At 38.6% G+C, this 12,477-nt stretch carries 11 protein-coding genes; 5 read left to right on the plus strand and 6 right to left on the minus strand.

The window, feature by feature from the left end:
- Positions 1-32: 32 nt before the first annotated feature.
- The 3 genes from CXF85_RS11820 to CXF85_RS11830 form a co-directional block, all read right to left on the minus strand.
- Positions 33-770, minus strand: a complete 738-nt coding sequence (locus CXF85_RS11820; protein ID WP_101228744.1) for an N-acetylmannosamine-6-phosphate 2-epimerase — start codon at positions 768-770, stop codon at positions 33-35.
- 83 nt (positions 771-853) lie between these two features.
- Complete coding sequence (locus CXF85_RS11825; RefSeq protein ID WP_101228805.1) at positions 854-3,535, minus strand: sodium:solute symporter family transporter; 2,682 nt, start codon at positions 3,533-3,535, stop codon at positions 854-856.
- A gap of 217 nt (positions 3,536-3,752) precedes the next feature.
- Positions 3,753-4,460: a transcriptional regulator NanR gene (locus CXF85_RS11830; RefSeq protein WP_101228745.1), complete on the minus strand. Its 708-nt coding sequence runs from the start codon at positions 4,458-4,460 to the stop codon at positions 3,753-3,755.
- 202 nt (positions 4,461-4,662) lie between these two features.
- On the opposite strand from CXF85_RS11830, the gene CXF85_RS11835 reads away from it, so the two are divergent.
- The 5 genes from CXF85_RS11835 (at position 4,663) to CXF85_RS11855 (ending at position 9,271) form a co-directional block, all read left to right on the plus strand.
- A complete protein-coding gene (locus tag CXF85_RS11835; RefSeq protein ID WP_101228746.1) occupies positions 4,663-5,478 on the plus strand; it encodes an alpha/beta hydrolase family protein in 816 nt (271 codons plus the stop codon).
- A gap of 91 nt (positions 5,479-5,569) precedes the next feature.
- The gene (gene pgi / locus CXF85_RS11840) at positions 5,570-7,210 is read left to right on the plus strand and encodes a glucose-6-phosphate isomerase (protein ID WP_101228747.1); all 1,641 of its coding nucleotides are present in this window, start codon (positions 5,570-5,572) and stop codon (positions 7,208-7,210) included.
- Between the two features lie 132 nt (positions 7,211-7,342).
- On the plus strand, positions 7,343-7,819 hold the full coding sequence (locus CXF85_RS11845) for a DUF1203 domain-containing protein (RefSeq protein WP_101228748.1): 477 nt from the start codon (positions 7,343-7,345) through the stop codon (positions 7,817-7,819).
- A gap of 25 nt (positions 7,820-7,844) precedes the next feature.
- Positions 7,845-8,909, plus strand: coding sequence for a bifunctional transcriptional activator/DNA repair enzyme AdaA (locus CXF85_RS11850; RefSeq protein WP_101228749.1), 1,065 nt, complete (start codon positions 7,845-7,847; stop codon positions 8,907-8,909).
- Positions 8,910-9,046: 137 nt separating this feature from the next.
- On the plus strand, positions 9,047-9,271 hold the full coding sequence (locus tag CXF85_RS11855) for a hypothetical protein (RefSeq protein WP_101228750.1): 225 nt from the start codon (positions 9,047-9,049) through the stop codon (positions 9,269-9,271).
- Positions 9,272-9,427: 156 nt separating this feature from the next.
- Here CXF85_RS11855 and hmpA read toward each other — a convergent pair whose 3' ends face one another.
- From hmpA to CXF85_RS11870, 3 genes are all read right to left on the minus strand, one after another.
- Positions 9,428-10,609 (minus strand): NO-inducible flavohemoprotein, encoded by a 1,182-nt coding sequence (gene hmpA / locus CXF85_RS11860; RefSeq protein WP_101228751.1) that lies wholly within the window; start codon positions 10,607-10,609, stop codon positions 9,428-9,430.
- A gap of 114 nt (positions 10,610-10,723) precedes the next feature.
- Positions 10,724-11,995 carry an NnrS family protein gene (locus tag CXF85_RS11865; protein ID WP_101228752.1) on the minus strand — a complete coding sequence of 424 codons (1,272 nt, stop codon included), beginning with the start codon at positions 11,993-11,995 and terminating at the stop codon, positions 10,724-10,726.
- A gap of 1 nt (position 11,996) precedes the next feature.
- Positions 11,997-12,269, minus strand: a complete 273-nt coding sequence (locus CXF85_RS11870) for a hypothetical protein (protein WP_101228753.1) — start codon at positions 12,267-12,269, stop codon at positions 11,997-11,999.
- Between the last annotated feature and the right edge of the window lie 208 nt (positions 12,270-12,477).

Raw genomic sequence — 12,477 nt, forward strand, 5'->3', positions numbered from 1 at the left:
TCTAGGTTATAGGTTACGTTTTTACAATGTGGTTATACTGTAGAGTTGCTAATCGCGTGATTAGCTGCGTTTTTTACAGCGCCATCAATACTGCCAGCAAACCATTGAGTAATATGTTCAACACGGGTAATAGCTGATCCAACGGTCACTGAAAATGCCCCTAATTCAATTGCCTTGGCTGCGCGTTCAGGCGAATTGTACCTACCTTCAGCGATAACATTTAAGCCTTGTTCAACCCAACGTGTTACTAACGGGTAATCGGGCTCGTCAGGGATATTATCCAAATCGGTATAACCTGACATGGTACTGCCAATAAAGGTACAACCGTGTTGGGCTAGCATTAAGCCAGTATCAAAATCAGCACAATCTGCCATAGCAATACAGCCTGATTCATGGATTGCGTTAAGCAAATCTAACATCGCAGTCGGGCGCTTTCGGTCTGTGCCATCAAAAGCAATGATGCTTGCGCCGGCTTGGGCTAACGCGACCACATCATCGATGAATGGAGTAATGCGCACAGGGCTATCAATTAAATCTCTTTTAACAATAGCGACAATAGGCGTTGAGGTGGCTTTGGCAACAGCAGTAACATTTTTAACACCTTCAATTCTTAAACCTTTAGCACCGCCATCAACGGCAGCTAATGCCATAGCAACAATATGTTCAACCTTATCCATTGGGCCATCATCAACGGGTTGGCAAGAGGCGATTAACGAGTGTTTCAAAGTAGATAACAGCTGGGCTTCGCGTGTTTTATTTACAACAGACATACAAGTTTCCTTATAGCTAATACTAATCCGCATAATAAAGTGAGTACTTCTTTATACGGATTGATATGAATAAAAGTTTATGACTATTTAGTCACGGGAGGGTGCATGGTATATAAGGTCAAGCCAGTTAAGTCTTTTTCTGTGGATTTAGCTGTCTGCGTTAACAAGCTGCCTATATAGCCAAAGATTAGACATGAAAAAATACCTATGGTGGCGTATAAATAGCCGTTAGCCCAACCTAATTGCCATGCTGCAATCGTGGTTATATAACTGGAGATAATACCTATTATGGCACCCGTAGAATTGGCTCTTTTAGTGAGTGCGCCGAGTACAAATAAACCACCGAGTACGCCCATAAACATTCCAATTACTTTAAAATAAGCGGCCATTAATGAATAAATTTCAGGGTTAATAAAAACAAGACCTGCAAGCGTGCCTAATGCGCCCATAACAAACGTTAACCAGCGTGCCGCATTCAAGTAACCCTTTTCTGTTTTAATCAAGTTAAAGGGTTTGATGAAATCTGTTATTAGCGTAGTCGCGGTAGAATTCATACTGGTTGATACCGTAGATTGTGCGGCAGCAAAAATACCTGCAACAATTAATCCGGCAAGGCCTATTGGTAATTCAGTTGCGATGAACATTGGGAAAATTTGATCAATTTGAATAGTAGGATCTAACTTTTCTGGATGCATTTGATAAAAAGCATACAGACCAGTACCAATACAGAAAAATAACAGCGTACCAGGTACCGCCATGGCAACATTAGCCCAAATTGATTTTGCTGCAGCCTTAGAGTCCTTGGTGACCATATATCGTTGTACAATTGATTGGTCAGCAGTGTAACTTGCCAAATTTTGACCGATACCGCCAAGCACAATTACCCAAATAGAAAGGGTCATTATGCTGCTTGAACTAAAGTCAGCATTGACCATAGTAAATTTATCATCACTGAGGCCAATGCGGATAAAGTCAGTTAAACCGCCATCTAATCCCATAATAATGGTAATAAAACAAATAACAGCGCCAATAAGCAATACTATGGTTTGTAAGGTATCTGTCCAAATAACCGCTTCAATACCGCCCATGGTGCAATATATTAAACACAATACGCCCATTATTAGTACGCTATCACTGGCGGATAGTGGCGTTACAGCGGACAACGCTAAGGCGGTTAGCGCCATCACTATACCCATACGGCTAATATGAAATAAAGTAAATAAGCCACTAGCAAATAACCTAACAGTCATATTGAAACGTTTCGATAGGTATTCATAGGCACTGGTGGCATTGATTTGACGGAAAAAAGGCATAGCAACGTAAACAGCAATTGGTGCAGCGACAACAATCATCCAAATACCAATTAACACTAACCAATTGGTTTGATAGACCATGGCAGGCAGGGCGACATAAGTTAATGAGCTTAACAAGGTGGCATAAATGGAGCAGGCTGCTGCCCACCAAGGAATCGATTGACCACCACGGAAGTAATCATCGGTATTTTTATTCTTAAACATAAAGAACAGGCCAAGCAGCACTACACCTAATAAATAGACCATGAGTACCGTCATATTCACCCAACCGAAATTCTTTTCAGGTTGTTTGAGCGATACTTGCCAAAGATGTAGTGATCCTTGATTATCATCAGCGCGATTTAGTGAAAATACTTCACCGTTAGAGGAGGTTACGCTTTCACTAATAAAACGCGCAGAGTTTACGGTGTTATTTTGAGGATTGTTTTTCTGTGTCTTGTCACTTTCAGCAATATTGTTAACAGCTAAATATTTCGTCCAACTTTTGGTAATAGCATTAAATGACAAGGTATTACCTTGGTTGGTGAATGCTAATATATGTGATTGTCCTAAGGTCGTTAGCGTATTAATTCGTTCTTTAAGTGAATTTTTAGCAATAAATATATCGCCAAGTTCCTGCCAGTTTTTGTCAGAACTTTGAGATGAAGGATCATATTTCCAATGGCTAATAAGTGGTGTTACTTCACCTTGATTAGTAAGGTAACCCTCAGAAAACTGATAACCACCCATTGCGAATATTTTCTCACCACTGCCATCATTTTGTACCGCTAATTGGATAGCGTTTTGATAAGGTTTATTTCTACTGGCTAATGGTAAACCGGGCAGTTTTTTCCACGAACTGTGAGCAGTAAAGTAGGAGATATCACTTTTGTTAAAGGATAATTCACCTTTATTGTTTACTAACGTGCTTAAGTCTAACGTGTAGAATTGATTATTCGCGTCAGAGCCGGTTAAAACATAAAGGGTATTATCAATAATGACAGTCGAAGGAGAAGAGGCCGCTTGAGGTAAGTTAGGTAGTGCATAACTTTGCAGTGTTTTTGATGACGCTTGCCAGTTGACTATGTTAACTAAGGCTGATGCCTCATTTTTGGCAATACCACCGATAACAAGTGTTGTATCATGAAAGCTTGCTGATGCTGCGTAGGCTCTGTTACCTAGTTCAGTAGTTAAAGTCGTAGGAAAAACACTTTCGCCACTTACGATGTACATGCTATTTAATTGGTTATTACGTGCTAATTTCTCGGCAATAAAAGGTGACTTGTTAGTCGTTTTGTCAATATTTACCCCTGAAGAGATAATTAAGTTATTATTTTGCTTACTTATAAAGGCGCCATGGCCGATGTCAACTTGTTCAACTGAAGACGTGCTTACTTCCTGCCAATTAATAATAGTTTGGGCGTTGGTGAATAAGGGCATCATTAAAAATGAAATGACTGCATATTTAAACATCTTTGTAATCATATGTACTCAAGTGGTATTGTTTTGTGCTGTATACCTGTTATACCACTTGTGTTTTATTAATACTATAAAAACATCCTACTTTATTTACAGTCTTTGATAATTTTCTCTCTTTACACGATAATCTATGTTGAAAAAATTCCAACAAAAAAGGCTACCGAATGGCAGCCTTTAAGCGTGATATTAAGGTTTGATATGGCGTGACTTGTTATTCGGCGTAATACTTTTCAAAGACGTATTCTAAATGTTGAGTAAGCTTTTTATCCGCTCCTTCAACATCACGCTTTTTAATGCACTCTAAAATTTCAACATGATCTTGATGGCTCTTAGCGTTGAGCACTTTGGCATTAGTTTTTGCTGGTCTTGCATCAATAACCCAATCAACAAGCGCTTGATGAATAGCTAAAAAGATTGGATTACCCGGTATTGAGGCGATAACACGATGGAAGTAAATATCTGTTTTCTTAAATTGGTTCTCACTATTAATAGCTTTACCATTTAATTCAAGTGCTTTTTCTAACTCTTCAATTTGCTCTTCGGTAGCAAATTCAGCGGCATGACGCACTAAGCTTGATTCAAAGAAACTTCTAAGTTGGTCAAAATACTGTAAGCCATTAGGCTGAGATAAAAAATCTTTCGACATACCCGACAGCTCAGAGATAATAGTATCTGGCGAAGGTCTCGTTACTCGGGTTCTTTCACCGCTGCTAATTTTGACTAAGCCTTTACGTGCAAGTGCAGACAAAGCATCGCGAATTGAAGGTCTACCAACACCAAACGCAGCCATTAACTCTCTTTCTGAGGGAAGTGCATCACCTTCAGCAATTTCGCCTTGGCGGATCATTAACTCTAACTCTTCTTCAACAGTTTCAGATAATTTTTTTCTTTCAACGGGACGTTTAATCGTAATTGGCATGTGTAGCTCCTTAACACAGTATCGGTTATGTGTTTACCTATTTTGCTATTATACCAAGGCAAAGTAAAATGTATACGAAATTATTGAAATTGATTGAATTTTAGACATTTATGCAATATTACACAGATAATTAAAATTGTTGCTTGGTTGGTGTACCTGTTATACCATCTTAAGCGCGATTATTATTAAAATCTATGTATTTATGACCAATCACCTGAAAAAAATTATTTTTTATGGCCGTGATAGCCAGCAGTTCGCTCACCTATACAAACCTAATTCCACTAAAATACTACCTATTGTAGTTGTCATTCATGGAGGTTATTGGAAAGATAGCCATAGTTTAGACTCTTATGCGACTTCTGCCATTGTTGATTATTTACAAGGTTTTGATACCGCGATATGGAATTTAGAATATCGGCGTATGGATGCTATAGGTGAAAATATTAAAGCGCCATGGCCAGCAACATTTAAAGATATTGCTGCGGGATTAGACCATCTAAAAACAATTGCTAATGAAGAAAACTTAGATTTGAATCGTGTGTTACTTATTGGCCACTCAGCTGGCGGACATTTAACTACCTGGGCAGCTTCAAGAAGTAACATTGCTCCAGACAGCGAGCTTTATGAAGAAAAGCCTCTATCGATACATAGTGTTATTTCAATCGCTGCTATTTCAAACCTCTTTAACGCTGGTGATGTTGACCAACCAGAGCAAATACAACGATTGATGGGGGGTTGCGCCAACACTAAAGCTGAACGTTATCTCGCTTGCGATCCCAGTACTTTATATAGCGAAGATATAAATTTAACACTTGTTCACGGTGCACAAGATACTTGTGTGAACATTAGTCAAACACAACATTATTGTGATAATGCTAAGGGAGTAGTTGATCAAATTATCATGCCTAACGCGGATCACTTTTCTATGTTACCTCATGATGGTCAATGGCAAGCCGAAGAGTGGCAACAGCTAAAAACGTTGATAGCAGAAAAAATAAAAACACTAGGCTCCGCATAAGCGTTAAATATAAAAGATTAACATAAGGCTTATCTCAATACCTACCCACCAGATACTCCTAGATATAACTAAATAATTTTAAGGAATGGCCATGACCACAAGAGAATCACTACCAAGTTGGCAGCAATTGATAAAACACAGCCAAGCCATGAAAAGTAGGCATATGAATGATTTATTTGAAGCTAATGATAATCGCTTTAATGATTTCTCTATTCAATTGCCGAGTATGCTACTCGATTACTCTAAAAACTTGATTACCGAAGAGACCTTGAACTTATTACTTAAACTAGCCGATGAATGTCAGGTTGAATCGTGGCGCGATAAAATGTTTGCTGGGGAGCATATCAATAAAACAGAAGACCGAGCGGTACTTCATACTTTGCTGAGAGATAGTACTAATGAGCCTTTCATTGTTGATGGTCACAATGTCAAAGACAGCATACGTACAGCACTGAAACAGATGCAGTTGTTCACTGAGAATGTAAGACAAGGAAAGTGGCGCGGCTATAGCGGTAAACGTATTACCGATATTGTTAACATTGGTGTTGGTGGCTCTAACTTAGGCCCACAAATGGTCACAGAGGCTTTAAAACAATACAGTGATGATAGTGTCAATGTGCATTATGTTTCTAATGTTGATGGCACACAAATCGCTAACGTTTTAAGGCCTTTAAACCCCGAAAACGTGCTGTTTATTGTCTCTAGTAAAACCTTCACTACTACTGAAACTATGACCAATGCGCAAACCGCAATGCAATGGTTGGTCGCCTCTTCATTTGATGCTGAAGCTATTAGTAAGCACTTTGTTGCGGTTTCATCTAACAAAAAAAATGCTATTGAGTTTGGTATTGCTGCAGAAAATATATTCGATATGTGGGATTGGGTTGGCGGTCGATTTTCATTATGGTCAGCGATTGGTTTACCTATCGCGCTAGATTTAGGTTTTGATAAGTTTATTGAATTACTCGATGGCGCGTTTGAAACGGATTGTCACTTTAAACAAGCACCACTCGCAGAGAATGCGCCAGTTATTTTGGCGTTACTGAGCGTATGGAATTGTACTTTTTTAGGTGCTCAGTCTCAGGCTATATTACCTTATGATCAATCGCTTCATATGTTGTCTGCTTATTTACAGCAAGCTGAAATGGAGAGTAACGGCAAGTCGGTTAGCTGGCATGGAGAAGAAATTTCGTATGCAACTGTACCCTCTATTTGGGGGGAACTAGGCATAAACGGCCAGCATGCTTTTTACCAATATCTACATCAAAGTAATAACATAGTACCGGCAGATTTTATCGGCTCGATTAATAGTGTCACACCGGTAAAAGGCCATCATGAAACTCTAATGGCTAACTTTTTTGCGCAAACTCAAGCGTTAATGCAAGGCGTAAATGAGGAGCAAGTTAGAGCTGATTTAAAAGCAAAAGGGCGAACAGCAGATTATATAGATAAGGTGGCGCCGCACAAAGTTCACAAAGGTAATAGACCGACAAATACCATTTTAATGAAGCAGATTTCACCTAAAAGTTTAGGTAGTTTGATTGCTTTGTATGAACACAAAATTTTTGTGCAAGGCATTATTTTGCAAATATGCTCTTTTGATCAATGGGGCGTAGAGCTAGGTAAAGGTCTGGCTAATAAAATCCAGCAAGAACTTATGACACAAAATATTAATACTAAGCATGATAGTTCTACACAGGGGTTGATTGATTTTTATATGAATCAAGGGTAATTAACATTGTATTCCCATAAATAATGTCACAGCGCAATAATCCGATAGTTACTCAATGGTCAGGCGTTTATGCTTATCGAAAGTTAAATTCCTTTTAGATTTAGCTAATCATTGATGTATTAAGGATTACGTGTGAATTATCAAATTACGCCTATAAGAAACGATTTTTTAATGAAGGTAAGACAAGCAGGAATTGATGATCAAAATCAGCCTGTAGTCACCACAGTAGCAAAAGGCGGAGAGCCGTGTCGAGATGTCTTACGACGAGCGAATGTCGGTGAAGAATTAATACTTGGGAGTTATTGCCCCTTTTCAAAACCAGGCCCTTATAAAGAATACGGCGCTGTTTTTGTGTTGGCTAACCAAACTGATGAGCCTGTTAATTATGATAAAATTCCTTTGCCGACTAACTCTATCAATGATTACTTTGGCGAAGTATTTGTTTTAAGGGCGTATGATAAGCAAGAGTCTATTTCTGATGCACGGCTAGTGACTCCTGCCAATGCAGAACAAACAATCGTTGAGTTTTTTCAACAAGAACAGGTTGATTTTATCATCGCAAGATTTGCTGCTTATGGTTGCTACAGCTTAAGACTTGATAGAAAGTAACGGCGTTAAATTAAGGATATTTACTATGGTTAATGAAGTCTATTCTACGGCAGTATTAGCACGAGATGATGCATTTGATTTTCAATTTTACTATGGTGTTCAAACCACAAAAATATTCTGCAATGTATCGTGTAAAAGCAAAACACCGCTGATAGATAACATTATTATTTTCGACAGTATTTCGTTAGCTCAGGCTGAGGGATATCGAGCCTGTAAACGTTGCCAGCCTGACAAAAATGCTCAGCAAGATAGCGGATTAATTAAACTTATCCACGCTTGTCGAAAAATAGAACAGCATACCGAAGGCTCGATAACTGCGTTGCAATTAGCCGAGTCGATAGGTATCAATCAATTTCAGCTAAACAGATTGTTTAAAAAATACCTGGGTGTTACGCCAAAAAGTTATATCGATCAAATTCAGTTAACGCTACTAAAGAAAAACTTACGAGAAACCGATAACGTTAGTCATGCTATATACCAGTCAGGCATTGAGTCTAGTTCTGTCATTTATGGACGAATGAATAGTCATTTAGGTATGACTCCGAAAAAGTATCTGCAAGGTGGGGCAGGGGTAAGAATATCTTATGCTATTGACCTGACAACGCTAGGACTAGTGTTGATTGCTGCAACAGATAAAGGGCTATCATTTTTACAATTTGGCGAGTCTAAGCATCAGTTATTGGCTCAACTTGTTGCTGAATACCCAAGCGCTGAAATAACCTTAATGCCGGATGAAAACTCAGAGCAATTACATCATTGGTTAAATCTACTCAACGTGTATTTAACGGGGTGTTCAAATGAACTCAATTTACCGCTAGATGTACGAGCAACTGCATTTCAAAAAAAGGTCTGGGACTTTTTAAGAACCATTGCTTATGGTGAAGTGATGTCTTACGGCGAAATAGCTAAAGCTATTGGTGCCCCTAAAGCATACCGAGCTGTGGCCAATGCTTGTGCGGGTAATAATGTCGCTCTGGTTATTCCATGTCACCGAGTAATACGTGGTGACGGTGCATTAGGCGGATATCGTTGGGGGGATAATCGAAAACGTGAGCTAATAAATATAGAGAATAAAAAACTAGTAAGGTAATAAAATAATATATTATTGATGATCATTAGAAGCTAGCTGGCAGGTACTAATTGTTAGGGTTTAACTAAAGCTCATAAAGGAAAATATCTAGCTATACTAATATTAGAAGTTAATAAATTGCTTAATTGGAGTTAATGATGGATGTACAACTTCTAGTAACACATACCGACCCTAGTTTACCTGGCCTTAAGCGTAACCTAGAAAGTGTGGGTATAAATTATAGTGTTGAATATATTGAAGAAAACCTTGATTTAGTTGAATCAAATCATATTCGCCATTCACCTAATATTTTTATTGACGGTAGTTTGATATTTAGATCTCAGCCGACAATAGCAGAGCTTAGAACTTTTTTTCTAGGCTAGTTTACTGCTATGAACAGCACAATGAACGAATCCCAATGTAAACTTTCTACTAATGCTACGAATTAAATAAAGCAGCAGCTGTTAAGTGCTACTTTATTTTTTCGTGACGATTATTTATCGGCAAATTCTAGTGAGATTTTAAAGCTCCTGTTTTAGTTATAAATCGGCATGAGGACCAAAGACTTCATAGTGAATATTTTCTAATACTACGCCTAAACTGAGTAGTTTCTGCTTGGCAAATTGCATGAAAGGAATCGGTCCACAAAGATAGAAGTTTCCGTGTTCAATAGGTAATTCTACCTTGGTTAAATCCATCATGCCGTGATGAATATGTGCTTGCTCATTCACTCCGTCTCGATACCAAATAGCTTGTTGCCAATTATTTTCACTAATAAGACTGGCTGTTTTTGTTGAAAATGAATGTTGCTCGCTGTTTTCACAGGCATGTAAATATTGTACTGATTTGTTATAACCTTGGTGTGCTAACGTCTCTAACATGGCTTGCATCGGCGTTATGCCAACACCGGCAGAAAGCAATACCACCGGAGCTTGACGGTCAGTAAAGAAAAAGTCACCTGCTGGCGCGTATAAATCAACTTCATCACCAATATGTAGCTCATCATGTAAATAGTTTGAAACAATACCAGGTACTTCGTTTGCTTCACGTTTTACTGAAATTCTATAGCTTTCATTGTTCGCTTTATCAGATAAAGAATATTGACGTATTTCTTTAAACTCCCTTTTTGGATCAGAGACTTCAATACCTAGATACTGGCCAGGCTTAAAGCCTATTACTGGTTTGTTATCAACAGGTGCAAAAATAAAGCTCGTGACTAATTTAGATTCAACTTGTTTATCTATCACTGTAAATGCTCTGGCGTCGCGCCAACCACCTAATGACTCAGCTCGTTCTTGGTATAGTTCTTCTTCTCTGTTAATAAATATTTGCGCTAAAAATTGGTAAGCTGCTGTCCATGCTTCTTCAACATCGGCAGTGAAAGCGTCGCTGGCTAATTCACGCAATGTCTCGATAAGGTGATGACCTACAACCGCGTAGTGCGGTGCTTTAATATTGAAACTAGTATGTTTCTGCGCAATACGCTCAACCGCAGTGGTTAATACCGCTAAGTTTTCAATATTTTTAGCATAAGCTGCTATAGCTTCAAACAAAGCAACTTGCTGTCTACCAGAGTGTTGATTGGCCATATTGAAGATGTCTTGTAGTTCAGGGTTATGGGTGAACAATCGTTGATAAAAATGCCCAGTTAACGCGGGACCTGCATTTTCTAACAGGGGAATAGTACTTTTTATTATGTCGATGTGTTGGTCAGTTAACATGATTGCTCCTAAGGCAAACGGAAATTAAAAATGAACGCTAGGTAAAATTACCTAGCGTGGTATTAATGGATTTTGTATTTTTGAAATAATTGCTATTGCTGTGTATTTATTCTTTTAACGACTAAAGGACTTCTCAATTTTTTTAGCGGTCAAAATCGGGTAGTAAATTTTTAAGAACAAAGCACCGGCGATTAGCCATGCGAAGGCGCTAATATTCCAACTCAACAGCGGCTGAGAAATTAATGTTGGCATAAAGGCTCGTGTCAGTGCTGAGAGAGTAATCAGAATAAAGACCCATGAAACCAGTTTACTCGGTGTTAATGCTCTGCCTGTGTGACCAAGCGATACTCGGCTCATCATGGAAAAAATCATCAAGCCCATTGCGGCTATGGTAATTAAATGCAGTGCATCACCAAAGGGAATGGCTAATTGAATAAAGCCAATGCCATGCAAGGGGTGGTAGCTCATACCGAGTAATATTAATCCCATACCTAGTGAAAAATACGATAAGTGCAAGGACCATAATAAAGCGATGTTTCTGGTAGCAAAGCTACGCCAGTAACTTTGTCTAACGAGGTGAAGTAGTCCTGCTGTTATCATTAATCCAGCAGGGCTAAAGGGTAAATCAATGAAAGTCGAACTAAAAAATACCGCTACACCTGAAACTGAAGTAATGGTTAGTAATGGTGTTAGCCAACTAGGGCTAGTTATTGGTGAAAGTTTAGCACCTGATACGGTGAAAAAAGGGATCACTCGACCACCTAAAATACCCATTAGCAAGCAAAACATCAGCACACTGGTTCTAGCAATATGACGGGTCAATTCATAATGACCGTTGAAGTCGAGCAGTAATAAGGCAATATTAAGCAGCATTAATACCGATAATAATGGAATAAATAGGTAGTTTCGGCGGTTGTTACTTTTAAGTACTAAGCGCGTGAAAACAGCAATGGCACCAAGCCACCAAAAGCTTTGCAAGATGATGGCTATGACAATAGTGCTAGGTAAGTTAATTAATAAGGCGACTCTAACCATTAGCCAAAGTGCTATAAAAGCTAATACAGGTAAGCCTTTAATGCTTGGTTGTCCTGTCCATGTTTGTGCCGCAGTTAGAACAAAACCGACAGCAACGGTGGCAGCAAAACCAAATATCATTTCATGAATATGCCAGGCTAAGGGGCTAATGCCATTTTCACTAAAAGTGAAATAACCATTAAAGTATGCTGCCCATATTCCTAACGAGAACAAAGAGCAAACCACGGCAAGTAAAAAGTAGCTTCTAAAGGGTAAATCAAGCGCTGGGTGCTGTGCTATAAAGCTGACTGAACTTGTACCTTGCTGGTCATAAGTTAGTTGAGCAGTCTCTGAATCTTGAATTTGTAACATATTAAAAGTTCCTTTTACCAAAGCCATGTAAAGCAACACAGCGCAAGACATAGCCAATTTTGAGTAAACCAGCAAAAACGATAGTGGCAATATGCGCAGATACTTGCGCTGAAATGGTGAAGTGTTCGTCATACCCGAAAGCAATAAATATAGACGTACTCACAATCAATACAGACAGCAACATTAAGTAGTTACCTATAACTAAGCACTTTTGAAAACCTAATGCGTTATCTATAGTGGGTAGTTGGCGAGCGATAGAAAATTGTGAATACATGGCGGCCTCTTATCTAATGTTATTTACTTACTGCACTTATTTATCTATGTAATTGCAAAGTAAGTGCCACATTTATTTGTTCACTATATTCAATGGTTTATGTTTTAATGTTTACTTTATGTAGTCATATCGACTCATTACATTGGTAGTCATAAAGACTCGGATGTGTTATTTTGTCTCACTGAAAGTTGCAGTAATAGTTACAGTG

It is taken from the genome of Colwellia sp. 75C3 (genome assembly GCF_002836255.1).
Classification (GTDB): Bacteria; Pseudomonadota; Gammaproteobacteria; order Enterobacterales; family Alteromonadaceae; genus Colwellia.